This window comes from Campylobacter concisus, assembly GCF_902460665.1.
Taxonomy (GTDB): Bacteria; Campylobacterota; Campylobacteria; order Campylobacterales; family Campylobacteraceae; genus Campylobacter_A; species Campylobacter_A concisus_AL.
Genome location: NZ_CABPUR010000001.1, coordinates 612,041 through 636,853 on the forward strand (window position 1 = coordinate 612,041; position 24,813 = coordinate 636,853).

Annotated in this window: 22 protein-coding genes and 1 pseudogene; 18 read left to right on the plus strand and 5 right to left on the minus strand. The window is 39.3% G+C overall.

Annotation, left to right across the window (positions count from 1 at the left end):
• The 16 genes from mltG to sdhE all read left to right on the plus strand — a co-directional run bounded on the left by mltG (nt 1) and on the right by sdhE (nt 17,619).
• Nucleotides 1–945, plus strand: coding sequence for an endolytic transglycosylase MltG (mltG, locus tag F3G66_RS03205; protein ID WP_149707113.1), 945 nt, complete (start codon nt 1–3; stop codon nt 943–945).
• Between the two features lie 83 nt (nt 946–1,028).
• Nucleotides 1,029–3,203, plus strand: coding sequence for an NADP-dependent isocitrate dehydrogenase (locus F3G66_RS03210; RefSeq protein ID WP_149707115.1), 2,175 nt, complete (start codon nt 1,029–1,031; stop codon nt 3,201–3,203).
• 4 nt (nt 3,204–3,207) lie between these two features.
• The gene (locus F3G66_RS03215; RefSeq protein WP_103649000.1) at nt 3,208–4,101 is read left to right on the plus strand and encodes a lactate/malate family dehydrogenase; all 894 of its coding nucleotides are present in this window, start codon (nt 3,208–3,210) and stop codon (nt 4,099–4,101) included.
• Between the two features lie 8 nt (nt 4,102–4,109).
• Nucleotides 4,110–4,421: a 4Fe-4S dicluster domain-containing protein gene (locus tag F3G66_RS03220; protein WP_107930473.1), complete on the plus strand. Its 312-nt coding sequence runs from the start codon at nt 4,110–4,112 to the stop codon at nt 4,419–4,421.
• Entirely contained in the window at nt 4,418–5,548 is a 1,131-nt protein-coding gene (locus F3G66_RS03225) for a 2-oxoglutarate synthase subunit alpha (protein ID WP_149707116.1), read from the plus strand. Before F3G66_RS03220 ends, F3G66_RS03225 begins: the two co-directional genes overlap by 4 nt.
• A complete protein-coding gene (locus tag F3G66_RS03230) occupies nt 5,538–6,383 on the plus strand; it encodes a 2-oxoglutarate ferredoxin oxidoreductase subunit beta (RefSeq protein ID WP_103569539.1) in 846 nt (281 codons plus the stop codon). Before F3G66_RS03225 ends, F3G66_RS03230 begins: the two co-directional genes overlap by 11 nt.
• A complete protein-coding gene (locus F3G66_RS03235; protein ID WP_021085834.1) occupies nt 6,380–6,931 on the plus strand; it encodes a 2-oxoacid:acceptor oxidoreductase family protein in 552 nt (183 codons plus the stop codon). The genes F3G66_RS03230 and F3G66_RS03235 overlap by 4 nt, the downstream gene beginning before the upstream one ends.
• Before the next feature lie 38 nt (nt 6,932–6,969).
• Nucleotides 6,970–7,332, plus strand: coding sequence for a heat-shock protein (locus F3G66_RS03240; RefSeq protein ID WP_223154191.1), 363 nt, complete (start codon nt 6,970–6,972; stop codon nt 7,330–7,332).
• Nucleotides 7,333–7,603: 271 nt separating this feature from the next.
• Nucleotides 7,604–9,793 (plus strand): TonB-dependent receptor, encoded by a 2,190-nt coding sequence (locus F3G66_RS03245; RefSeq protein WP_149707117.1) that lies wholly within the window; start codon nt 7,604–7,606, stop codon nt 9,791–9,793.
• Between the two features lie 90 nt (nt 9,794–9,883).
• On the plus strand, nt 9,884–10,711 hold the full coding sequence (locus tag F3G66_RS03250) for a class I SAM-dependent methyltransferase (RefSeq protein ID WP_149707118.1): 828 nt from the start codon (nt 9,884–9,886) through the stop codon (nt 10,709–10,711).
• A gap of 3 nt (nt 10,712–10,714) precedes the next feature.
• Complete coding sequence (locus tag F3G66_RS03255; protein WP_149707119.1) at nt 10,715–11,725, plus strand: FecCD family ABC transporter permease; 1,011 nt, start codon at nt 10,715–10,717, stop codon at nt 11,723–11,725.
• Nucleotides 11,722–12,498 (plus strand): ABC transporter ATP-binding protein, encoded by a 777-nt coding sequence (locus F3G66_RS03260; RefSeq protein ID WP_107858746.1) that lies wholly within the window; start codon nt 11,722–11,724, stop codon nt 12,496–12,498. Before F3G66_RS03255 ends, F3G66_RS03260 begins: the two co-directional genes overlap by 4 nt.
• Nucleotides 12,499–12,509: 11 nt before the next feature.
• Nucleotides 12,510–13,523 (plus strand): ABC transporter substrate-binding protein, encoded by a 1,014-nt coding sequence (locus F3G66_RS03265; RefSeq protein WP_149707120.1) that lies wholly within the window; start codon nt 12,510–12,512, stop codon nt 13,521–13,523.
• 398 nt (nt 13,524–13,921) lie between these two features.
• Complete coding sequence (gene sdhA, locus F3G66_RS03270) at nt 13,922–15,784, plus strand: 8-methylmenaquinol:fumarate reductase flavoprotein subunit (RefSeq protein ID WP_149707121.1); 1,863 nt, start codon at nt 13,922–13,924, stop codon at nt 15,782–15,784.
• Between the two features lie 9 nt (nt 15,785–15,793).
• Nucleotides 15,794–16,759 carry an 8-methylmenaquinol:fumarate reductase iron-sulfur subunit gene (sdhB, locus tag F3G66_RS03275; RefSeq protein WP_149707122.1) on the plus strand — a complete coding sequence of 322 codons (966 nt, stop codon included), beginning with the start codon at nt 15,794–15,796 and terminating at the stop codon, nt 16,757–16,759.
• A gap of 2 nt (nt 16,760–16,761) precedes the next feature.
• Complete coding sequence (sdhE, locus tag F3G66_RS03280) at nt 16,762–17,619, plus strand: 8-methylmenaquinol:fumarate reductase membrane anchor subunit (protein WP_149707123.1); 858 nt, start codon at nt 16,762–16,764, stop codon at nt 17,617–17,619.
• A 135-nt stretch (nt 17,620–17,754) separates the two neighbouring features.
• On the opposite strand, the gene htpG is transcribed toward sdhE, so the two are convergent.
• Entirely contained in the window at nt 17,755–19,611 is a 1,857-nt protein-coding gene (gene htpG / locus F3G66_RS03285; RefSeq protein WP_149707124.1) for a molecular chaperone HtpG, read from the minus strand.
• Between the two features lie 310 nt (nt 19,612–19,921).
• Between htpG and F3G66_RS09415 the strand changes: the two genes are divergently transcribed.
• Nucleotides 19,922–20,830, plus strand: a complete 909-nt coding sequence (locus F3G66_RS09415) for a Cache 3/Cache 2 fusion domain-containing protein (protein WP_410470309.1) — start codon at nt 19,922–19,924, stop codon at nt 20,828–20,830.
• Nucleotides 20,814–21,821: pseudogene (locus tag F3G66_RS09420) on the plus strand (methyl-accepting chemotaxis protein); the annotation flags it as partial. The gene F3G66_RS09415 and the pseudogene F3G66_RS09420, both read left to right, overlap by 17 nt.
• 148 nt (nt 21,822–21,969) lie before the next feature.
• Here the strand turns inward: F3G66_RS09420 and F3G66_RS03295 are convergent.
• The 4 genes from F3G66_RS03295 to purS are packed head-to-tail and all read right to left on the minus strand — an operon-like array spanning nt 21,970 to nt 24,812.
• Nucleotides 21,970–22,644, minus strand: coding sequence for a lysophospholipid acyltransferase family protein (locus F3G66_RS03295; protein ID WP_223154205.1), 675 nt, complete (start codon nt 22,642–22,644; stop codon nt 21,970–21,972).
• Nucleotides 22,625–23,920, minus strand: a complete 1,296-nt coding sequence (locus F3G66_RS03300; protein ID WP_149707126.1) for an SH3 domain-containing protein — start codon at nt 23,918–23,920, stop codon at nt 22,625–22,627. The genes F3G66_RS03295 and F3G66_RS03300 overlap by 20 nt, the downstream gene beginning before the upstream one ends.
• A complete protein-coding gene (purQ, locus tag F3G66_RS03305) occupies nt 23,914–24,579 on the minus strand; it encodes a phosphoribosylformylglycinamidine synthase I (protein ID WP_149707127.1) in 666 nt (221 codons plus the stop codon). Before purQ ends, F3G66_RS03300 begins: the two co-directional genes overlap by 7 nt.
• A complete protein-coding gene (gene purS / locus F3G66_RS03310) occupies nt 24,576–24,812 on the minus strand; it encodes a phosphoribosylformylglycinamidine synthase subunit PurS (protein ID WP_085657331.1) in 237 nt (78 codons plus the stop codon). Before purS ends, purQ begins: the two co-directional genes overlap by 4 nt.
• Nucleotide 24,813: the final 1 nt, after the last annotated feature.

Sequence of the window (24,813 nt, forward strand, 5' to 3'; positions counted from 1 at the left end):
ATGATAAAAAATTTTATGAAAAAGCCATATTTAGACATTTTTTTTGATATCGTAGCCATCATTTTCCTAAGTGTTTTTGTCTATTTGGCACGCCCTATAAACACAAGCAAGGTCGTTTTTATACCAAAGGGAAGTGTGGGCGAGATTATATCTTATTTAGCTAATCGCAACTTTAACTTAAGCGTGATAGACAAATACGCCATACTTTTTATCGGCTCTCCGCAATCTGGCTGGATAGAGATCGGTCAAGACAAAATTTCAAGGGTTGATTTTTTAAAAAAACTTGCAAAATCAAAAGCAGCTTTAACCGAGATAACGCTAATACCAGGCGAGACGACTATCGTTTTTTTAAACCAGATCGCCGCCCAGCTAGGACTTGATCCAGTTAAGCTAAATAGCGAATATAACGCCCTTGCTCCAGTGAGTGATGGCTTTTTGATGCCAAATACATATAAAATTCCAATAGGTATCAGCGAAAGGCACCTTGCTTTTTATCTTGTAAATTCATCAAGAAAGGCTCAAAGTGATATTAGCAATAAAATTTTTGGCGAATACAACGAGAAAAAATGGTTTAAAATTTTAACGATCGCCTCGATCATTCAAAAAGAAGCGGCGAATGATGCTGAGATGCCACTAGTTGCTTCAGTCATTTATAACCGCCTAAATAAAGGCATGAGGCTGCAAATGGACGGCACATTAAACTATGGAATTTATTCACACGATGTGATCACGGCTGAGCGCATAAGAAGTGATATGAGCGAGTTTAATACCTATCTAAACGACGGCATTCCGCCAAGTCCAGTCTGCTCGGTCTCGATAAGTGCGATCAAGGCGGCGATAAACCCTGCAAAGAGCGATTATTTATACTTTGTGCTTGACAAAAAGGCAAAAAAACACATTTTTTCAAAAACCTTAAGCGAACACAACCAAAATATAGGAAAATAGAGCTAGAATTTGCGGCAAATGCCTAAAATACAACGAGATTTAATAAAGAAAGTGATAAATTTTAAAAAACTAAAAGGGCTAAAATGAGTGACATTATCTGGACAAAAACTGACGAAGCACCGCTTTTTGCAAGCTACTCTCTCTTTCCTATCGTAAAGAGCTTTTTATCACGTGCCGGCATTAGCATAACTAGGGCTGATATTAGCTTGGCTGGGAGAATTTTATCTCTTTTTAGCAAAGAGCTTGGGCTAAACAAGGCTGACGAGCTAGAGCTTTTGGGCGAACTGACTGCGCACAAAGAGGCAAATATCATAAAACTGCCAAACATCTCAGCCACGCTCGTTCAGCTAAAAGCAGCCATTGAGGAGCTTAGAAGCAAGGGCATAAACGTGCCGTTTTACCCAGATGAGATCATCACAGACTACGACGAAGAGATCGCTAAAAAATACCAAAAAGTGCTAGGAAGCGCGGTAAATCCAGTGCTTAGACAAGGAAACTCAGATAGAAGAGCCTTGCCACCGGTTAAAGAATTTGCCAAAAAATATCCTCATAGCAACGGTGACTGGGATAAGGCAAATAAGACAAAAATTTGCTACATGCAAAAGGGCGATTTTTATGAGAATGAGCGCTCAATTATCGCTAATAAAGATGAGAAATTTTATGTAAATTTCATAAGTGCGGATGGCAAAAAAGAGCTTTTAAAAGAGCTTGCCGTACAAAGTGGCGAAATAGTTGATGCTACATATTTAAGCGTAAACGAGCTAGATAAATTTTATGAAAGCTGCTTTGATGAGGCAAAAAAAGAGAATTTGACCTTGAGTCTGCACCTAAAATGCACGATGATGAAAGTTAGCGATCCAGTCATCTTTGCTCACGCGATAAAAAGCTATTTTAAAGAGGTTTTTGAACTATTTGGTGAGGAGTTTAAAGCTCACGGCGTGGAGGCTAAAAACGGTTTAAAAGATATGTTTTCTAAAATTTCAACTCTTAAAAACAAAGATGAAATTTTGGCTAAATTTGATGAAATTTTGAGCAAAAAGGCAAAAATTTGGGTGTTAAATGAAAATGCCAGTAATTTTGACATACCAAATGACGTCATAATAGACGCCTCCGTACCAGCACTCATTAGAAACTCTGGCAAGGTAAAAGATAGAAGCGGCGAGCTAAATTTCTCGCTTTGCATGATCCCAGATAGGACCTACGCTAGGGTTTATGAGGCTTGCGTAGCGGACTTTAAAGAGCATAGCGCGCTTGATGTGAGCAGCATAGGCAGTGTAGCAAATGTGGGGCTCATGGCTAAAAAGGCCGAGGAGTACGGCAGCCACGATAAGACTTTTATAGCAAAAGAGGACGGAGAATTTGTTGTTTGTAACGAGGCGGGAGAGAGTGTCTTTAAATTTAGCGTCAAAAAGGGCGACATTTTTAGGATGACGCAGACAAAAGATGATGCGATAAATGCGTGGTTTGAGCTTGCTTTAAAAAGAGGCGAAATTTCAAAAGATGAGCTTATATTTTGGCTAGATAGTAGCCGTGCTCACGATAGAAATTTGATAGCTAAATTTGAAAGATTTAAAGAGAAATTTGCTAGGGCTGGTGTAAAATTTGAAATTTTAAACTACGAGCAAGCAACTACAAAAACGCTTGGGGCAATAAGAGCTGGCAAAAACGTTATAAGCGTAACTGGTAACGTTTTAAGAGATTATTTAACCGATCTTTTCCCGATATTTGAGCTAGGTGGCAGCTCAAAAATGCTCTCAGTTGTGCCGCTACTTGCTGGTGGAGCGATGTTTGAGACGGGCGCTGGCGGAACTGCTCCAACGCTTGCAAAAGAGCTAAAAGAGAAAAACCATCTACTTTGGGATAGTCTCGGCGAGTTTTTAGCGCTTAGTGCTTCGCTTGAACATCTAGCGTTTGCTAAGCAAAAAAAAGAGGCAAAAGAGCTAGGTGATGCGCTAAATAGAGCGGTTGCTAGCTATCTAGATGAAAACAAAACGCCAAATGCCACTCTTGACACCAGGGAGTCACACTTTTATCTGGCACTATTTTGGGCAAGAGAAATGGCAAAAAGTGGCGGGATTTTAAGCAAAATTTTTGAAAATTTAGTAGACGAGCTAGAGAAAAATGAGAGCAAAATTTTAAAAGAGATAAGACAAAATGATGGTGCTAGCGTGGAATTTGGCGGATATTATTTGCCAGATGAAGTGAGGGCAAATGAGGTCATGAGACCAAGTAAAATTTTAAATCAAATAATAGGATGAGAAAATGAAAATAAGTATAGTTGGAGCTGGAAACGTCGGTGCAAGCATAGCTTATGCGCTTTGCATGAGGGAAGTTTGCGATGAGATCGCGCTTGTGGATATATTTGGTGACGTGGCACGCGCAAAGGCTATCGATCTAGCGCAGTCAAGTTGCGTTTTTAACGCAAAAACTATCGTTTGTGGTGGCGATGATTTTATGCTAATAGAGGGCAGTGATATCGTAGTGGTAACTGCTGGAAGTCCAAGAAAAGAGGGTCAAACAAGAGAGGACTTGCTCCTTAAAAATGCCGTAGTCGTAAAACAAACAGCTCAAAATATCGCAAAATTTGCACCAAATGCGGTGATAATCGTCGTGACAAATCCGCTTGATGTGATGGTCTGGACGGCTCATAAATTTAGTGGTTTTAGCAAAAATAAAGTGATCGGCATGGCTGGTGAACTAGATGGGGCAAGATGCAGATATGAGCTAGCGCTTCTAAAAGATAAAGATGCAAAAGAGCTAAAGACAAAGATAATTGGCGCTCACAACGACGAGATGATCGTATCTGCTAGTAATATCAGCGAAAATTTAAACGAAAATGAGCTAGCAATTCTTAAAAAAGAGACAAGCACAGGTGGCGCAAAGATCGTTAAGCTTCTTGGCACTTCAGCTTACTACGCACCAGCGGCTGCAGTTGTGAAAATGTGTGAAGCGATCATGGGCAAGAGTGATGAAATTTTAAGTGCTAGCGTGCTTCTTGATGATGAACTAAGTTGCGGCAGGCTAGTAAGGCTTGGACGCGAGGGCTTAAAAGAAATTTTAGAGCTAAATATAAATGAAAGTGAGCAAGAGCAGCTAAGTAAAAGCGAAGCTGATATTAGAAAAAACATTAAATTTTTAAAAGAAAATTTGGATTAGGAATATAGATGATAATAAAAGAAAATGTCCCAGTTTGGGTCGATGAGAGCAGGTGTAAGGCCTGTGATGTCTGCGTGAGCTACTGCCCAGCAGGCGTGCTAGGTATGAGGCTTGAGCCAAAGGCGGTGCTTGGTAAGATGATAGAGGTCGTCTATGCTGACTCATGTATAGGCTGTCGCGACTGCGAGCTTCACTGCCCTGATTTTGCCATTTATGTGGCTGAAAAAGGCTTTAAATTTGCAAAGCTAACGCCTGAGAGCAAAGAGCGAGCTGCTGCCGTAAAGGCAAATAAATTTGCAAAGCTTGGAGAGAGCGCATGAGAGAGCTAGTATCAACTGGAAATGCCTTAGTGGCAAGGGCTGCGGTCGAGTGCGGCTGTAACTTCTTTGGCGGATACCCTATCACTCCAAGTAGCGAGATCGCCCACGAGCTAAGCGTGCTTTTGCCAAAACATGGCGGTACATTTATACAAATGGAAGATGAGATAGCTGGAATTTCAGTTTCTCTTGGTGCAAGTGCGAGTGGAGCTAAGGCGATGACTGCTAGCTCTGGACCTGGAATTTCCCTAAAGGCTGAGCAAATAGGCCTTGGCTTTATCGCTGAGATACCGCTTGTCATCGTAAATGTCATGCGCGGTGGCCCTTCAACTGGCCTACCAACCCGCGTCGCACAAGGTGATGTTTTGCAGGCTAAAAACCCAACTCACGGCGATGTAAATATGATAGTGCTAGCACCTAGCAGCTTAGAGGAGTGCTATACGCAGACAGTTCGCGCATTTAACCTCGCAGCTAGGTTTATGACGCCAGTTATGCTGCTACTTGATGAGACGATAGGTCACATGCAAGCAAGGGTGCGCCTACCAGAGATTAGCGAGCTTGAAATTTATAAAAGAAGAGAATTTAGCGGCGAGCCAAAAGAGTATAAACCTTACGAGGCCGCACCAGATGAGCCAGCCACGCTAAATCCTTTTTTTAAGGGCTATCACTACCATATAACTGGGCTTCATCACGGCGCTACTGGCTTTCCAACAGAAGATGGCAAGATCGTTGAATACTCTATGAATAGGCTGTTTGATAAGATAAATTTACACACTGATGAGTGCGAGAAATTTGAAGAGTTTATGCTTGATGACGCTGAAATTTGCATCATCGCCTTTGGTAGCGTGGCACTTTCGGCTAAGCAAGCGATCTTAAATTTACGTGAAAAAGGGCTAAAAGTAGGGCTATTTAAGCCACTCACACTTTTCCCAGCTCCAGCTAAAAAGCTAAAAGAGATATCAGATAAATTTAAGAAAATTTTGGTCTGCGAGCTAAATTTAGGCCAGTATAGTGGCGAAATTTCAAAGATCATCTTAAGAGATGACTTTGCAAAACTGCTAAAAGCAAACGGCAGACCGATAAGCCCAAGCGAGATCGAGGCGAAGATAGGAGAAATTTATGGCTTTTAATTATGATAAATATTTACGAACAGATAAAATGCCTACTCTTTGGTGCTGGGGCTGCGGCGACGGCGTCATACTAAAAGCGCTCATCCGTGCTATCGACACCATGGGCTGGGACATGAACGACGTTTGCGTGGTCTCAGGCATAGGCTGCTCTGGCCGCTTTAGCGGATATCTTGACTGCAACACCATCCACACAACTCACGGCAGAGCCGTAGCTTACGCGACTGGCGTAAAGATGGCAAACCCAGACAAGCACGTCATCGTGGTAACTGGCGACGGCGACGGACTAGCTATCGGAGGCAACCACACGATACACGGATGCCGCCGAAATATCGGGCTAAATCACATCTTAATCAACAACTTCATCTACGCGCTAACAAACTCGCAAACCAGCCCAACCACGCCAAAGGGCATGTGGACGGTCACAGCGCAGTATGGCAACATCGATCCTAGTTTTGACGCCTGTAAGCTCGCAACTGCCGCAGGTGCTAGCTTTGTCGCGCGTGGAAGCGTCATCGAGCCAGAGAAGCTTACAAAGCTCTTTGTAGAGGGCTTTAGCCACGATGGATACAGCTTTTTTGATGTATTTTCAAACTGCCATATAAATTTAGGCCGCAAGAACAAAATGGGCGAGGCGGTGAAAAATTTAGAGTGGATAAAGGGCCGCACGACGAGCAAGGTCAAATTTGACATGTTAAACGACGAGGAGAAAAAGGGCATTTTCCCACTTGGTGTGCTTCACAAAGATGAAGAAAAGATCGAATACACCAAGGCTTACGACAAGGTAAGAAGGGCTGCTATGAGCAATGAAGCGATAAATTTTGAGGAGCTAGCATGAAGTCACAACTAAGATTTGTCGGCGTTGGCGGACAGGGCGTCATACTAGCAGGCGAGATCCTCTCAGCTGCCAAGATAAAAGCAGGCGGATACGGCGTGAAGGCCTCTACCTACACATCTCAGGTGCGTGGCGGTCCAACGAAGGTCGATATCATACTTGATGAGAAAGAAATTTTATATCCTTATGCAAACGAGGGCGAGATAGACTTTATGCTTGCCACTGCGCAGATAAGCTACAATGCCTTTAAAAGTGGCGTGAAAGAGGGCGGAGCGATCGTTGTCGAGCCAAATTTGGTAAAAGTAAGCGACGAGGACAAAAAGCGCTGGAAAATTTATGAAATTCCTATCATCTCTATCGCAAAAGACGAGGTCGGTAACGTTATCACTCAAAGCGTCGTGGCTCTTGGTGTGGCTGTGGCGATGAGTGGGTGCATGGATGAAAATTTAGTGCGTGAAGAGATGCTAGCAAGCGTGCCAGCTAAGGTCAAAGAGGCAAATGCTAAAGCTTACGAGCTAGGTCTAAAATACGCAAAAGAGCTTTTGAAATAAATTTTTGGCTAAATTTAATTTAGCCAAAACCTCCCAAAATGGATCAGATAAAACTAGAAAATTTCCGCAAAGAATATGGCTTTGAGATGCCGATCGTTAGGAGCTTGTCGCTTGATGAGTGTTTAAAGATAAGAGAAAATTTACTTCATAAATTTAGCTTAAATAATATAGATGAGTTTTTTAAGATAGATAAATTTAGCAGGCTTGATGGCTTTAATGCGGACGAAGCAAATTTTGATCTCAAGACCGCTTTTAGCAAGCTTGGCATCGCCAAACCAAATGAAATTTGCATAAATTTTAATAAATTTGAGAGCATTGATATTTTGCGCTTCGATGATCTCTCTAAATTTTTAGCGATATCTGGTATCCATCACTTGATGATATTGAGATATTTGATATAAATTTAAGCTTTATTGTCTCGGTTAGACACTACGGCGAGATTTATTACTTTTTAACTAAAAATTAGCCTTATAAAAAACGCTTCATTATAAAAAAATAACTAAAAATCACACAAAATAAAACGATAAATTTATCTCATATTATTACTTAAATTCCCTATTTTACTTTTGTAAATTTAAATATAAATTTATATATTTAATAAATTAATAAATTATATTTAAGATTTGTTTTAGTAACATTTCAGATGTAAAATTTTTGTAAAAGGAGTAAAAGTTGAGTTACAAAATCTCAGTTGCAACATGTGCTGCACTTCTGATGTGCAGTGGTTTTTTAAGTCAAGTTTTTGCTGTGCAAACGACAAAGCTTGAGGGCGTTGAAGTAAATTCAGTCGGTGACAACATCAGTGAAAGTGGCATCGATGAGGGAATTTTAAACAAAAGAGTAGCCGCTGGTCCTTTGGCTGATAAAAAAGTTATAGATATGCCTTATCAAGTAAATACGATCTCAAAAGAGGTTCTTGATAACCAAGGTGTTCAAGGTTTTGAAGATGCAGTTAGATACTTCCCTTCAGCACAAATTCAATATCGTGGCGGTGGTGATGTTGGTCGTCCTCAAACTCGCGGTTTTCAAGGCTCAGTCGTAGGTAACGTTCTTTGGGATGGTTTTTACTCTACATCAACCACAGCTATACCTATGGCTATGTTTGAGAGCTTGCAAATCCAAAATGGACTTGCTGGCTCACTTTATGGTGGTGCTACACCTTCTGGATATTTCCTTTACTCTCGCAAGCGGCCAGTTCCACTTCAAAATATCATCTGGACTGATTACAGCTCAAGGTCAAATTTGGGCGTAGGTCTTGATACATCAAATAAATTTGAAAAAGTCGGATATAGAGGCGTCTTTTACTACTCAGGCGGAGAAAAGAATGCCAAAGATAGTAAATTTTCTCGTCGTTTAGCCTCACTTGGGCTTGATTTTTACCTTACAGAGAATTTGACACTTGAAACAAACTTTAGCCACTATGAGCATAAAAACTCAGGTATGCCAGGTAGTTTTAGTATGCCAATAAAAAACGGAGTGGCAAAATTTGATGTGCCAAGCCCTGCAAAAGATACTAAAAGAGGGCTCGAGCAAACATTTGGTGGCAATCACCTAAAAACAACGACAGCTAGTGTAAAACTAAAATATGCTCCAACAGACAACTGGTACTTTGAAGGTGGCTATCAGTGGCAAAAGGCTATCCGTGATATGTATGGCACAAGTGGTACATTTTCTAATCAAAATGGAGACTATGAAGTTGTTAAAAGTGGAGGCAGTGGCGCATCTGGTAGATTTGATGTAGATAGCTGGTTCTTAAAAGGTTTGACAAATTTTGAAACAGGTTCTTTATCGCATAATTTTGCCGTAGCTACAAATGGATATCGCTGGACTATTTATAGTGCTAGAAATAAAGGTGGTAGAAAAAAACTTGGCACGTCAAATTTGTATAATCCAAGAATCTTTAACGATCCACATGTGGCAAAAGGAAGTGGCAGATATAAAAGTAGTAGTAGTGATATGAAAAATATATCTGTTGTTGATGATATTAAATTTAATGACTACTTTAGCACGATCTTATCTGTCTCAAAAAGTTGGTTTGCAAATTATTCACTAGATCCGTCCAAAAAAACCAACTATGATGAAAGTGGTTTTAACTACGGTGTAAGCCTTGTCTATAAGCCAGTTGAAAACGTAAGCCTTTATACTACTTATGCAGATAGTATCTCAAATGAAGGAACTACTTATACATTTGACGATACTAGCTCTAGAGCGGGTGAAACTTTAACAGTAAAACCATTTAGAAGCAAACAATATGAGATCGGTGCAAAAGCTAGACTAGGTGAGCTTGATCTATCAGCTGCGATCTTTGAGATCAAACGCCCGATAGCATATCTAGTCGGTAGCGGAGCAAGTGAGGATTTTAAAATTCAAGGCACGCAAAGAAACCGCGGATTTGAGCTAACTACTGGCGGAAAGCTTGTTGATACATTAAGTATGTATGGTGGTTTTACACTTCTTGATGCTAAGATAAAAAATGCTAAAGATGGCGTGTCTGAGGGTAAAACAGTTATCGGTGAGCCAAAATTTCAAGCAAATGTCTTGTTTGACTATGCAGTTCCTAGCACAAACAAACTTGCATTTACAACAAATTTCCACTACACAGGCAAGCGCTACATAGACAATGCCAACGCTCATAGCGTAAATGGCTACTTCACAACAGATGTTGGAGCTAGATACACTACAAAAGCTTGGCTAGGCAAAGAGACAACTATAAGATTTAACATAAATAATCTCTTTGATAAAAAATACTGGGCTGGTATGTTCCCATCTGACGTAGATGGTGGAGGCGAGGGAAGACCTACAACTTCGCTTTTCTTAGGACAAAGCAGAACCTTCATGCTTTCAGCTCAAGTTAAATTCTAAAACCAAAACTAAAGCCAAATTTATTTTGGCTTTAGGCTCTTTAAATTTGCCCTTTTCGTAGGGTAAATTTAAATAACCAAAGGGAGAAAGATGCAAGGGCTGGTTGATTATCAAGCGATTTTGGAGCGAGTGTTTTTGCCTATTTTGCAAAAGGTAAAAGGCAAAGATGGCGGCGTAAACTGGGATGATTACGCAGATATGTATAACGAGATGACACGCATGGAGGCAGCTTCTACGCTAAATTTACTCTCAAATTTACCTATCACAAAAGATGATAGCGTGCTTGACGTGGGATGTGGTCCAGCAAGGCTTAGCGTGCCACTTGCAAAGCTAGCAAAGAGCGTAAGCGCGCTAGATCCGTTTGTAAAAATGCTTGAATTTGCCAAGAAAAATGCAAAAGAAGCTGGAGCGAAAAATATAAATTTCATCCAAAAAGACTGGAGCGATGAGCAGAGTTTAAAGGACTTACCAAAACACGACATCGTGCTAGCATCACGCTCAGTTGGGCTTTTTGATATAAAAAAGCTTTGCAAATTTGCTAAAAAATATGTCGTGATGACCTCGTTTTTGCCAGATCATCCAAGCCTAAAAGATATCTGGCAAGACTTCTTAAAAGGGATAAAAGATGAAAAAGAGGCAGGTTTTAGCGATAGGAGATTTGGCTACAACTTTATCTTTAACATCGCCTACGACATGGGAGCAAATCCAAATTTAAAGATAATCGACACCATTTTTGAGAGGGATTTTGCTAGCCTTGAAGAGGCGTTTTCTTATTTTAGATTTGTTGGTGAGATCACGCCTGAAAAAGAAGAAATTTACAAAGAAAATGTAAAAAGCTACCTCACAAAGACCAAAAGCGGTTTTAAATTTGAAAGAGAGACGAAGAGCTATCTCATCTGGTGGGACGTGCGGGGATGAAATTTGAGTAGCCAAAAGATCATTTTCGCATTATTTGCGCTTCTTTTGCTGGTACTCTTTTTTTCGCTAGGCATCGGACGCTACGAGATAAGCTACGCTCAAATTTTTGAGTTTATAAGATCAGCCATTTTAAACGAGCAGCCAAGCGACGAGCAAGGCTATACGGTCTTTACGCTCATTCGCTTGCCAAGGGTGCTTTTTGCCGTCCTTGTCGGTGCAGCGCTTGCTAGCTCTGGAGCTGTCTATCAAGGTCTTTTTAAAAACCCTCTAGTCTCGCCTGATATCCTTGGCGTCTCAAGTGGCGCAGCCGTGGGAGCGAGCGTGGCTATCATCTTAAATTTCAACTACATAGGCGTGCAGCTTAGTGCATTTGCTTGCGGTCTTTTTGCGGTTTTTGCTGTCGTTTTTATAAGCAGCGTCATCGCAAAGGGCAGACTAAATTTACTCGTGATGGTGCTAACTGGCATCGTCATCTCATCTCTTTTTGGAGCACTTAGCTCGCTTATAAAATTTCTAGCCGATAGCGAAGATAAGCTACCAGAAGTCACTTTTTGGCTGATGGGAAGCCTTGCAAGAAGTGGCGGATATAAAAATTTAGCTCTGCTTTTTTGCGTAGTTATGATCTGCCTTGTGCCACTTTTTATGCTTCGCTACAAGCTAAATACGCTTAGTTTTGGCGAAGAAGAGGCTAGGGCGATGGGGCTAAATGTGAAATTTTATAACATCATAATCATCATCGCTTCAACACTTCTAACCGCTACTTGCGTCTCATTTTGCGGTATCGTGGGCTGGGTGGGGCTTGTCATCCCTCACATCATGCGCTTTGTCGTGGGGGCAAATTTCATCACGCTATTTCCAGCTTCGCTGCTTGGCGGAGGGCTATTTTTGCTTATAGTCGATACCACTTCACGCAGTCTAATGGCAAGCGAGATCCCGCTTGGCGTCATCACTTCGCTAGTTGGTGCGCCTGTTTTTGTCTATCTGCTCTATAAGAGCAAAAAGGGTTTTGCGTGAAATTTGAGATAAAAAATTTAAGCTGCGGCTACGATAAAAAGGTCGTTATAGAAAATTTCAATGCAAATTTACAAGATGGCGACATCTTTTGCCTGCTTGGTAGCAATGGCGTTGGCAAAACGACGACGTTTAAGACGATACTTGGCTTTTTAAAGCCACTTGGAGGCGAAATTTTAATAGACGGCAAAGATGCGCTAAAAATGAGCGAGAAAGAGCGAGCAAGCTTTATAAGCTACGTCCCGCAAGCTCACACACCGCCATTTGCCTTTAGCGTTTTTGACGTGGTGATGATGAGTGCAAATGCAAGACTTGGTATATTTGAGCGGCCTAGCAAAGAGGATGAAAAGATAGCGCTAGATGCGCTAAAGACGCTAAATTTAGAGAGTTTTAAAGATAAAATTTACACCGATCTAAGTGGCGGCGAGCGGCAAATGGTGCTGATAGCTAGGGCTTTGGCGCAACGCTCAAAGGTGATGCTACTTGACGAGCCAACGGCAAATTTAGACTTTGGCAACCAAATGCGAGTTTTAAAAGAGATAAAAAAGCTCGCAAAGCAAGGCTACATCATCATCCTCACCTCTCATCAACCAGAGCAGGTCTTTTATCTAAACGCAAAGGTTGCGATGCTTGGGCGTGATAAAAACTACATCTACGGCGAGGCTAGTGAGGTGATGAATGGCGAAAATTTAAAGAAAATTTACGGCGTAGATATACGAGTTGTGAAAAATATCATCGATGAGCGCGAGCATTACTCTTGCGTGATGGTGGATTGAAAGGAGAAGATATGTTTAAGAAAATTTTACTTTTGGCTTTTTTACTTGTTAGTTTGCAAGCAAGAGTGGTGCTTGATAGCGACGATAAAAAGGTAGAAGTGCCTGATGTGATCGAGCGTGCGACGCCTTTGATAGGGGCTTTTGTGCAGGTCTCTGCGATGCTTGGCAACGAAGATCATATAATTAGCGGTGCGCCAAAACTGCCTGCGCTCATGTCTAAAATTTTTCCAAAGATAAAGAGCAACGACAACAAAAGTGGCATGCTAAGCAGTAGTGTCGAGACGATCATAGCGTCAAAAACGCAAGTTGTTTTTGGGCCAATTGGTATGATGTTTGATGAAAATAGCAAGGCTCAGTTAGAGAGCGCTGGCATCGCAGTTGTGAAGATAGATAAATTTCAAACTATCAAAGAGATACAAGATAGCTTTAGCAAGATCGCTGAAATTTGGGGCGAAAAGAGCGTAAAAAGGGCGCGTGAGTTTAATGACTATTTTAACGAGAACATAAAATTTGTAAGCCAAAAAGCAGCAAATTTAACGCCAAAAAAGAGAGTTTTGGTGCTTAACTACAACTCAGGAAACTTTAGCACCATTAGCTCAAAAGATATCGGCGCAGAGTATATTAGCGTGGCTGGTGGTATAAATTTAAGCTCAGGGCTAAGCGAAGGGGATTTTAAAATTTCAAAAGCAATAAACGAAGAGCAAGTCATCATCTTTAACCCAGACATCATCATCACAAATTCACAAAAAAGTGCCGATGCTATCGCCAAAAACGCATCATTTGCTAAGCTAAAAGCTGTGCAAAATGGAGAAATTTTTGTAGTGCCAAGTGGCGTTTATCTTTGGAGCGTAAGAAGTGCTGAAGGTGCGCTTTATTCGCTTTGGCTGGCTAAGACATTTTACCCAGAGCAATTTAGCGATCTAAATTTAGAGCAAAAAACAAGAGAGTTTTACGAGAGATTTTATAACTACAAGCTAAGTGATGGCGAGCTAAAAGAAATTTTGCACCCAAAGGGTGAATTTTGATAATAGGACAAAAATAAGGTTATTTATTATATTTAATATATTTATTTAAGTATAAAAGTAAATTCATCTTTCTAATATCCTGAAAAAGAGCTTCTAAAGCTTAAAAACTCAAAAATAAAAATAAACTTCAAATCGGTAGAAATTTTTATGTATCTTATAAAATTTCTACCGCTAAATTTATATAAACCATCTCAAAAAAGCCCATATTGTCCTTTTTGATTTTAATATCAGCTCTCATTTCTTAATCTAAAATAAATCTTTATGTTTCTTTTAAGTAAATTTAATGTAATCTTTCATTATTAATTATTTAATTAATATAGTTATTTTAAAAAATATTAAGAAAATAAACTGGCGGTGCGTTTTAAGCGCTAAAAATTTACTAAGATAGGAAGTTATCAATGAGTGAAAAATTTACCAGAAGAGAATTTCTACAAAGTGCCTGTATTAGCGTAGGTGCGCTAGCTACAACAGCTGGTGCGACCAATGTTTTTGCTGGTGAGTTGCCAAAAGGTAATGAAAATGGCTTACCATCTGTTGATGTGCTAATAATCGGCTCTGGTGGTGCTGGACTTCGTGCAGCAACAGCCGTTCGCAAGCAATATCCAAACTCAACCGTTGTTGTTGCTACAAAGATGATGCCATCTCGCAATGCGACCTGTATGGCGGAGGGCGGAATAAACGGCGTTACTGACTTTAGTAATGGCGATAGCTTCAAGCTTCACGCTTATGACACAGTTAAAGGTGCGGCTTATCTTGCTGATCAAGATGCAGTCGTGAAATTTTGCGAGGCAGCAGGCGCAGTCATCCATGAGCTAGACCACAACGGCATGCTCTTTTCTCGTATAGACAATGGCGACGTGTCCCGTAAAGATAATGGTGATGTTGCGTTTCGCTTCATGGGTGGCGCTAGCAAAAAGCGCTGTAACTACGCAGCTGATAAAACTGGTCACGTTTTGATGCACGCCTGTCTTGACGACGCTATCACAGCTGGTGTTAAATTTCTAATGGACCATGAGCTACTTGAGATCGGTCTTGAGGATGGCAAGGTCGAAGGCGTCGTTCTTCGCAACATCCAAGATGGTCAAATTTACCCAGTTCTTTGCAAATCTCTTGTTATCGCAACTGGCGGATACACTAGAATTTTTTATAACCGCACATCAGTTCCATTTATAGCAACTGGTGATGGCATCGCTGCTGCGCTTAAAGCAGGTCTTGGTTTTGAAGACCCTGAGATGCTTCAGTTTCACCCAACTGGCGTTCAAAATGGTGGCACACTAATCACAGAAGCTGCTCGCGGCGAGGGCGGATACTTGTTAAACAACAAGGGCGAGCGCTTTATGAAAAACTATCACGAAAAGATGGAGCTAGCTCCTCGTGACGTCGTCGCTCGTGCGATCGAGACAGAAATTCGTGAGGGTAGAGGCTTTGGTGAGGGTATGAGCGCTTATGTGCTTTGTGACGTTCGCCACCTTGGCAAAGATACCATTATGAAAAAGCTTCCAAAAATTCGCCACACAGCGATGCTTTTCCAAGACATCGACCTTATCGAGCAGCCAGTTCCTATCCGCCCAACAGCTCACTACTCAATGGGTGGCATAGAGGTAGCAAAATTTGATGATATGAGCACAAAAATTCCTGGAATTTATGTAGGTGGCGAGGCTTCATGTGTGTCTATCCACGGTGCAAACCGCCTTGGTGGAAACAGCCTAACTGACGCAGTTGTGACTGGCGATCTAGCTGGCAAGGGTGCTGGAGCATATGCGCAAAATGCAAAATTTGCAAGCGGCAAGAAAACTTCTGAGCTAGCAAAAATGTGGCAAGATAAATTTAAATCTATCGCAACAGGCGAGGGCGGCGTAAATGATATGTATGCTCTTCGTGAAGAGCTTGGTAAAAACAACTGGGATCTAATGGGTATTTTTAGAACTGGTGCAAAACTAGATCAGCTCTCTAAAAATTTAGAAGCTATCCAAGCAAAATATGACACCCTTAAAGTGCCAAATCAAAACACAGTCATGAACACAGCATTTACTGACTATGTCGAGCTTGGCAACCTTATACTTCTTTCTCGTGCAGCATGCCTTGCAGCTCAAAATCGTCTTGAGAGCCGTGGTGCTCACACAAGAGAGGACTATCCAAAAAGAGATGATGTAAATTTCTTAAAACACAGCATAGTCACACTAAAAGATGGCAAGCTTGAACTTAGCTACAAAGACGTTGTGACAGGCATATTTTCACTTGACGGCAAGAAGCCAGAGTAAGGAGCTAGGATGAAAATTATTATCGACCGCTTTGATGGAACTAAAAAATATGAATCAACTTATGAGCTAACAAATGAAGAGATCAAAGGCAAAACTCTTTTAACAGTGCTTCTTGATATCAAACAAAAAAAAGATGCGACGTTAAATTTCACAGCATCTTGCCGCTCAGCGATATGTGGAGCGTGTGCTGTTAGAGTAAATGGTCACTCATATCTAGCCTGTGATACAAAGATGAACGAGCTTTTAGCTGAGTATGACAACCCAGAAAGTATAAGAATTTCTCCACTTGGAAATTTCAGGGTCATCTCTGATCTTATGGTGGACTGGGAGCCAAGTATCGAAAATTTACGCAAGATTAGGCCTAGCATCACTGCTAAGTCAGAATTTAGCGCAGAAAAAGGCTGTAAGCAAAGTCAAAAAGAGTATGAAAAAGTAGCGCTTGAATGGGACTGCATACTTTGTGGAGCGTGCGCTAGTGAGTGTAATAAGTTTGAAGCTGATGCGAGCGATTATATGCAGCCATTTGTATTTGTGCATGCTTATAGAGCGGCCTTTGATTCACGTAGTAAAGATCCTATGCCGCACCTAAAACCAGCTATAGATAATGGGCTTTGGATGTGTGTAAAATGCCAAGAGTGCGCTGATCGCTGTCCAAAAGGCATAAGCGCATGCAAAGATATAACTGATCTTCGCATTATGGCTATACAAAAAGGCTTTGATGATGGTATGGGACCAGATCATGCTGAGGCGTTTTTAACCGATCTAGTTGATGGCTCAGGCAGACTAAATGAGATCAAGCTTGCACTTCGCTCTGAGGGAGTGTTTAGAAATATGGGCAAAATGGATATCGCTGCAAATTTAATGCTTGCAGGTAAGATGAATCCGCTTCATATTTTCGGCGAAGAGGACATTGAAGGACATGATGATCTAGTAAAAATGATAAATGCGGCTCGCAAAGCTGCTAGTAAGGAGTAATTATGCAAAACGAATTCGCTTTTTTCCCAGGATGCGTACTCTCTCAAGCAGCTAAAGAGGCTAAGATGTCGCTTGAGGCTATCGCTCCGATACTTGGCTGGAAGCTTCACGAGATAAAGGGCTGGAGCTGCTGTGGGGCTCAACAAGCACAAGACGTCGATCCTATCGCTACACTTGTGGCAAATGCTAGAAACATAGCGCTTGCAGAGCAGATGAATATGCCTATGCTTACGACATGCTCAACTTGTATGCTAACTCTAACAAGAGCTAAAACTACGCTTGATAAGGGTGCAAAGGATCGTATAAATACTTTCTTGGCTGAGGGCAATATGAAATATAATGGCTCAACTGAGATCACAAGCCTTCTTTGGGTGCTTTATCAAAACGTAGAAACGCTAAAAGCAAAGGTTGTTAAACCACTTAGTGGGCTAAAAGTAGCGCTATTTTACGGCTGCCATAGCCTAAGACCTGAAAAAGATCTACACAACAGAGAAAGCTCAGTCAATCCAAAGAGCTTTGAAACTGTTGTAAGCGCACTTGGTGCTACTATCGTGCCATTTGAGAAAAGACTTGACTGCTGCGGCTTCCACGCTAGCTATCCAGCTGGAAAGTCAGTAAGAAAAATGTCAAGTCAGATCGTAAATAACGCCGATGAAAACGGCGCTGACGTAGTTGTCACACCATGCCCACTTTGTCAAATGCAACTTGACATCTACCAAGAGAGATATCAAGATGAAAACCATTCAAACGTGAGAAAGCCAATCATTCACCTATCTCAGCTTGTAGGTCTTGCACTTGGACTATCTGTTGAAGATCTTGGACTTGATCTAAACATCATCGATGCTACCAAGATAGCGTAAATTTATCCCACGTCTTTTGGCGTGGGAAATTTAGCTTACACAATTAAATTTTTACCGTAATAAAGATAATAAATATAGGAAATTAAATTTATAGAAGTAGGTTAAAGCCCAAAATTTCTCTTGGGCTTTATGAAATTAGATAGCTTTTATCATCACTTTCGTTAGTAGCTCTGAAAATTTAGCTGGATTTTCTAGGCTCATGCCCTCATTTAGCCTTGCCATATCAAGAAGTAAAGGCGCTATGTCATAAACCATCGCCTCATTTTTCTCAAGTTTTGCAAAAATTTCATGATCTGCATTGATCTCCAAGATCGGTTTAACTTTTGGAGCGTTTGCGCCTTGTCCCATTTGTTTTAGCATCTCTTGCATAGCATAATCGGGATCGTTTTTATCATATATTAACACAGCGGCCGAGCTTGAGAGTCTTGAGCTTAGTCTTACATCCTTTACCTCGTCTTTTAAAATTTCTTTCATTTTAACAAGCGTGTTTGCAACCTTGCTCTCATCGATCTTCTCACCACTTTTAATCTCATCATTTATATCAGCGTGTGAGACTGATTTTAGAGGTGTTTTGTCAAATTCATTGACCATTGGCATCACGATCGTGTCGATCTCTTCGTCCATAATAAGCACCTCAATATCATTTTTCTTAAAGCTCTCAAGAAGCGGCGAATTTCTTAGCATATTTTCGTTGTTGCCGCTGATGTAGTAGATTGACTTTTGATCCTCTTTCATTGCCTCTTTGTACTCTTTTAGGCTGATAAGCCCATCTCTTTTTGAGCTTTTAAATAGACAAAGATCTAAAATTTGCTCTTTTTCAGCGTTAAATCCATAAAGCCCCTCTTTTAAAACCTTGCCAAATAGTTTGTAAAATTTTATGTATTTTTCGCGGTCGTTATCTTTTAACTTTGCAAGCTCGCTTAAAATTTTCTTTACGCTTTGCTCTTTGACACTTCTCATGATCGCATTTTCTTGTAAAATTTCACGGCTAACGTTTAGCGGCAAGTCTTCAACATCGATTACGCCTTTGATAAATCTTAAATATGGCGGCAAAAGCTCTTTTGCATCATCTGTGATAAAAACCCTTTTTACATAAAGCTTTACGCCACTTTGATAATCAACCCTAAAGAGATCAAACGGCTCGGTGCTTGGCACATAAAATAGAGTTGAGTACTCGATCTTACCCTCAGCTTTTGTGTGGATGTAAAGGAGCGGGTCGCTGCTATCGTGAGAAATTTGCTTATAAAAGTCGTTGTAGTCTTGCTCTTTTAGGCTGGCTTTATTTAGCCTCCAAAGCGCATTTGCTTTGTTTATCTGCTCGTTCTTGGTCTCATACGTGCCCTCTTTTTCGCCTTCTTTTGGAGCGACATAGCTTTGTTTATCCATAAATATAGGATAAGGAATGTGATTTGAATACTTCTTGACTATCTCTTCGATACGCCAAGAATTTGCAAACTCATCGTCATTTAAATGTAAGATGATGTCCGTTCCAAAGCTCTCTTTTTGGGCATCTTCGATCTCATAGTTTTTTGCATCAGATGTCCATTTATAGGCTTTGTCGCTAAGTGCTCGTTTGCTTATGACCTCGATCTTGTTTGCCACCATAAATGCTGAGTAAAAGCCAACACCAAACTGACCGATCAATGAGCTATCTTTTTTAGCATCACCACTTAAATTTTTCATAAAACCTTTTGTGCCGCTTCTTGCTATCGTGCCTAAATTTGCGATAAGCTCGTCCTTATCCATGCCGATACCATTGTCGCTGATGGTTAAAGTCTTAGCCTTATCATCTACTTTGATGTCGATCCTTGGAGTGTAGCTTAGACTTTTATACTTTTCATCGGTCAAGCATAGGTAGTTTAGCTTATCAAGTGCGTCGTTTGAGTTTGAGATGAGCTCTCTTAAAAATATCTCTTTATTTGAGTAAAGAGAGTGGATCATCAAATTTAAAAGGTCATTGACCTCGGTTTGAAATTCAAATTTATCTGCCATTTTTCTTTTCCTTGTTTTAAAATTTTTGGCAGATTATAACACAAAGTGATAAAAATATACTTAACATTGATAGTATTACTATCAAGGTTTTTAAATTAAATTTTTAAAATGGTTTTAAAAAAGTTATAATTTATGAATAAAATAATAATGATAATTTATTAATTGTTATTAATTATGCATTCTTGTATAAAGTTTATTTAAAATAGTGCTATAATCAAGGCGAAAATTTTTAGAAAAAGGAGACAAAATGAATTTACGAAGCATTTTGGTAAAAGTTTCAGCAACGATTGCTACGGTTTTGGCAGTATCTATGACATGTTTTGTTGTATATACATCAAATATTTTAGAGCGCGAGATAAAAGATGGTGTGCTTACAACAGTAGAACAAAACGTCCAGCTTGCTATGAATACGGTTAAATTATTTGAAAAAGATAATGTAAGTAGTGCAGAGCTAATAATGAGTGTTTTTAAAGAGATGATTGGAAAAATTTCAACTAATCACCAGATGAGCAAGACTGACAAATACGAGGCGATAGATCTAATATCTCAAAATGGTATTTTAAACAACAACTACGATATTCTGGATAAATTTAATAAAGCTACAAAAGGTGGAATTTCAACGATTTTTGCAAAATCGGGTGATAATTTTTTAAGAGTTAGTACATCGGTGACGAAGGCTGATGGTAGTAGAGCTGTTGGTACGATGATTGACAAAAACGGTCAAGCCTATAAAAATATCATGAATAAAGAGAGGTATATAGGCGTTGTAAATTTATTTGGACGCAACTATATGAGCATTTATGATCCTATTATTGAAAATAACGAGGTAATAGGAATTTTATTTGTTGGTTATGATCCTACCGAGGGATTAAACAATATGAAAAAGACTTTTTCTGAGATGAAACTTGGTAAGCATGGATATTTTTCTCTTTACAATACTAAAACTGGAAAATTTGACTTCCATCCAACTAAGGCAAATCAAGAGCTAAGTAGTGAATTAAAAACTACTATGGATAATATTGTTAAAAAAGGAAAGGGTATTGAGCCTATTATAATTGATGGGGTTGACTGCATAGTTGCTTTTGAGTCATTTGATAAACTAGACTGGATGGTTTTAGGTTCAGCTGTGACTGATGATTTTTTAACACCATTAAAAGTAGTTAGTAAAAATTTCATCATAGCAAGCGTCATAGTTACCTTACTCGATGTTCTTGCTTAAGAAGATGGTTGCAAATCCTATCGATAGACTAGGAACAAATTTAAATGCGATAACATCTGATTTTACAATTAAAATTCCTATTTATGGTAAAGATGAAATAGCTAAAATAAGTAAAGATATAAATGATTTTATTGAAAGAATAAGAATACTAATAAGTGATACAAAGCACCTTTCAAGTGAAAATAGCTCCGTTGCAAATGAGCTTAGTTCTACATCTCTTCAGACAGGCAAACGTGTAGAAAAATCAACCGAAATAGTGGAAGAGACAAATCAAAGATGTAAAGTAATGCAAGAAAATATGAAAGAATCTTTAGCAGTAGCTCAAGCTGGCAAAGATGACCTTCAAAAGGCTAGCACACATATAAAAACGGCAACTGAAGCTATAAGATCGCTATCAGCGCAGATTATTGATTCTGCTAATGTAGAAAATCAAATGGCTGATAAGATCGATCAGCTTAGCCGTGATGCCGAGCAGGTAAAATCAGTCCTTGTTGTTATCAATGATATAGCTGATCAAACAAATTTGCTTGCACTTAACGCAGCTATCGAGGCTGCAAGAGCTGGTGAGCATGGACGTGGCTTTGCTGTTGTTGCTGATGAAGTTAGACAGCTAGCTGAGAGGACTCAAAAGAGTTTAACTGAGATAAATGCTACTATTAACGTCATTGTCCAAGCGATCAATGATAGTAGCGAGCAAATGGGTATCAACTCTAAACAGATCCAAGAGCTAACTCACGTGGCAAGCGACGTTGAAAAAACTATAAATGTTATGAGTGAGACAATGAATAACGCTATAGCAATGTCTGATAAGACTATGCAAGACTACATCGTAACTGGCAAAAATGTAAATGAGATCATGGAAGGTATCTCAAATATCAACCAAATTTCATCTGAAAATGCTAGAAGTGTCGAAGAGATAGCTTCAGCGGCAGAACATCTAAACAAGATGACAGATGCATTAAATTCAAAACTTAGTGTTTTTAGAACTTAAGAACTTATCTACAAAACTAATATTTTTAGGTCTAGCTCTCCACTAGACCTTTTTAAATTTATTGATAAAAATTTCTAGTATATAAAATCAAATTTTTATAGATAATGATATAGAGCAGGGGGGACTTTGTAAATTTGCAAAGCCAAATTTATTTTCTATTTTCGTCTAGGACTTTTTGCATACTCTCTCTAGTAGCCTCTAGCCAGTTTTCTTTTGAAGTATCGACTAAATCAAGGCAAAAGAGCTTGATATCTGCTTTTTTAAAGCTAAATTCTTTTACTTTCATCGCATCGCTTCCTACGATAACTATAGGCTGGACTTTTAAATTTAGTTTTTCAACTAATATCTTTGCACCGCCCTTAAAAGGTAAAAGCTTATTAGTTTGAGATCTAGTTCCTTCGGGAAATATAGCTAAGACGCGACCATTTTCAACTCTATCTTTTGCTTCGCTTAAAAGCTTTATAAGTGAGTGTTTATTTTCACGTTCAACCGCTATCATTTTTGGCAGGCTCAAAATTTTACCAATTATAGGAATTTTGCCGATTTGTGCCTTTGCTATCCAGCAAACATTTTTTGGGTGAAGCTCTTCGATGACGATGATATCAAGCATGCTTTGGTGGTTTATGAGTAAGATATTTGCTTCATCACTAAAATCGCCTATCACTTCAAGTTTATATCCACCAAAAAACCTTTGCGACCTTCCCCAAAATTTTCTTATGGCTCTATTTTTATCATTAAATAGCCACATAAAAAAGACGACTAGAATAACGCTGATAACAAACTCAATAGCAAAAAATAAAGCTCTAATTTTTGACAAGATTATCCTTTTTTACCCAGCCAATCTTACCATCAGCAAATAAAATTTTTGAGTAGTCGCCTTTTGTGTCTAAAATTTCTACATTTTCATTTTTACGGGATGTGTAAAAGATAGTTGAGTTTTTTGTAGGCAATATAGAAACGCTAATATCTGGTTTTAGAACGGCCTTGCCAAAAGGGTTGTAGGTATAAATTCCAAGTGCTATAAAAATGGCTGCTATGAAAAAGTAGCTAAGCCTTCTGCGCCAAATAGCTAATAATATAAAAATTACTGCACAAGAGTAGATCGTGACATCTTTATAGGTGCTAAACTCGCTTTGTTTTGGGTTTAGTCCGATCTGTGTGCTGACATCGTCATCTTCGACACTCACTGGCAAAGAAAAGCTTTCAAATTTAGCCTTTTTTAGGTTGTAGTAGTTAAAGTCAAGCGATTTTTTGTTTGGCTTAAATACTGCAAAATAATATGCACTTTGTGAGTTAAAATCGCCATTTATCGTATCTACGCCTTGCTTTAATATCGTTTTATTTTCAATATTAAAAGCACTTAGATCGACATTGTTGCCATAAATTTCTACAACCATGATGTTATTTATATCATCAAATTTTGTTGTCTTAAATTTCTTAACTTCAAGATTATCAGCCACGATGTGGTTGTAGTTCTCATCGCTTCTAAGCTCTTTTAGCTTTGGTAAAAAGATATTTATGCTAGAGTTTTGATAGTTCTCGCCATTTCTTTTTAGATCCAAGCTAACTTTTAAAGTCTTTGCATCAATGCTTGTTGCCTCAAGATAAAAAGTACCTACATATTTGTTGTCTTCACTTTTTACCCATTGAAAATTTTTCTTATTTAGCCATTTGATATTTGTTTCATCAAGCTGTGTCTCAAACTCAAACTCAAAGTCATTTTGTGTATCAGCCACTATCTCAACACTAAAAATTTCTCCTATAACAACATTTTTTGGTACATTTGTGGCTTTTAAAAGAAGCTCTTTTACTTTGATCTTGTCATATACTTGATTGTCTGGGACGCTAATATCTGGCTCGTTTGTTGGCACGATGTTTCGCATCTGCTCTGGAGTGATACGCTCTGGCTGTGGTGACACAAATTTTCTTGAAAAATCTTGTTCTTTTGGTGGTTTTTGAGTTTTTGGATTTGAAGTAGGGCTATTTACAAATTTATCCTCCCTAGCTTCGTCCATCATGTCAAAAACGCTTACTTCGTCGGTATTTACAGCAAATAAATTTAGTACGAGCAGGGAAATAAAAAGAAAATGTTTTACCAAACTAGACCTTTTAGCATCTTCATGCCATCATCTGTGCCTAAAATTTTCTCACAAGCGCGCTCAGGATGAGGCATAAGACCAAAAATCTTTTTGTTCTCATCACAAATTCCTGCTATGCTATCGACTGAGCCGTTTGGATTTATTTCGTTACCTTTAGCATCACAGTATTTTAGTAATACTTGATCGTTGTCGTAAAGGCCTTTTAGAGTGGTTTCGTCAGTATAATAGTTGCCCTCGCCGTGAGCGATAGGTATATTTACTATTTCATTTTTGGCTAAATTTACTAAGAATTTATTGTTATTTGAAATCACCTTTAAGTGATGATATTTTGAGACGAAATTTAAATTTTCATTTCTTCTCATTGCACCCTTTAAGAGCCCAAGCTCAAGCAGCATCTGAAAACCATTGCAAATTCCTAAGATATAGCCGCCTTTTTTTGCATGCTCTTTTACAGCTTGCATAGCTGGGCTAAATTTAGCTATCGCAGCTGTTCTTAGATAATCTCCATAGCTAAAACCGCCCGGAAGTACTACTAGATCAGCTTCTATTTTATCTTCTTTGTGCCAGATTATTTGTGTTTGGCATCCAAGTAATTTAAATGCGTGAGCTGTATCTTCTTCGCAGTTTGTGCCAGGAAAAAGTATGATCGCTACTTTCATAACACGATCTCATAGTCTTCGATAACGGTATTTGCTAAAAGTTCTTCACACATCACTTTTAGCTGCTCGTTTGCTTTAGCTTTATCGTTCTCGTCTATGTCTAAAACAATTTGTTTGCCTATTCTGACATTTGATACACCGCTAAATCCAAGAGAATTTAAAGCATGCTCCACTGCTTTGCCAGCAGGGTCAAGGACCCCACTTCTTAATGCTATATTTACAACAGCTTTCATC

Excerpts from the sequence above, each read along its gene's own strand:
- purS (WP_085657331.1), bottom strand. The coding sequence starts at position 24,812 with ATGAAAGCTGTTGTAAATATAGCATTAAGAAGTGGGGTCCTTGACCCT.
- mltG (WP_149707113.1), top strand. The coding sequence starts at position 1 with ATGATAAAAAATTTTATGAAAAAGCCATATTTAGACATTTTTTTTGAT.
- purQ (WP_149707127.1), bottom strand. The coding sequence starts at position 24,579 with ATGAAAGTAGCGATCATACTTTTTCCTGGCACAAACTGCGAAGAAGAT.
- sdhB (WP_149707122.1), top strand. The coding sequence starts at position 15,794 with ATGAAAATTATTATCGACCGCTTTGATGGAACTAAAAAATATGAATCA.
- F3G66_RS03235 (WP_021085834.1), top strand. The coding sequence starts at position 6,380 with ATGAAGTCACAACTAAGATTTGTCGGCGTTGGCGGACAGGGCGTCATA.
- F3G66_RS03210 (WP_149707115.1), top strand. The coding sequence starts at position 1,029 with ATGAGTGACATTATCTGGACAAAAACTGACGAAGCACCGCTTTTTGCA.
- F3G66_RS03215 (WP_103649000.1), top strand. The coding sequence starts at position 3,208 with ATGAAAATAAGTATAGTTGGAGCTGGAAACGTCGGTGCAAGCATAGCT.
- sdhE (WP_149707123.1), top strand. The coding sequence starts at position 16,762 with ATGCAAAACGAATTCGCTTTTTTCCCAGGATGCGTACTCTCTCAAGCA.
- F3G66_RS03230 (WP_103569539.1), top strand. The coding sequence starts at position 5,538 with ATGGCTTTTAATTATGATAAATATTTACGAACAGATAAAATGCCTACT.
- F3G66_RS03265 (WP_149707120.1), top strand. The coding sequence starts at position 12,510 with ATGTTTAAGAAAATTTTACTTTTGGCTTTTTTACTTGTTAGTTTGCAA.
- F3G66_RS03250 (WP_149707118.1), top strand. The coding sequence starts at position 9,884 with ATGCAAGGGCTGGTTGATTATCAAGCGATTTTGGAGCGAGTGTTTTTG.
- F3G66_RS03220 (WP_107930473.1), top strand. The coding sequence starts at position 4,110 with ATGATAATAAAAGAAAATGTCCCAGTTTGGGTCGATGAGAGCAGGTGT.
- F3G66_RS03240 (WP_223154191.1), top strand. The coding sequence starts at position 6,970 with ATGGATCAGATAAAACTAGAAAATTTCCGCAAAGAATATGGCTTTGAG.
- sdhA (WP_149707121.1), top strand. The coding sequence starts at position 13,922 with ATGAGTGAAAAATTTACCAGAAGAGAATTTCTACAAAGTGCCTGTATT.
- F3G66_RS03225 (WP_149707116.1), top strand. The coding sequence starts at position 4,418 with ATGAGAGAGCTAGTATCAACTGGAAATGCCTTAGTGGCAAGGGCTGCG.
- F3G66_RS09415 (WP_410470309.1), top strand. The coding sequence starts at position 19,922 with ATGACATGTTTTGTTGTATATACATCAAATATTTTAGAGCGCGAGATA.
- htpG (WP_149707124.1), bottom strand. The coding sequence starts at position 19,611 with ATGGCAGATAAATTTGAATTTCAAACCGAGGTCAATGACCTTTTAAAT.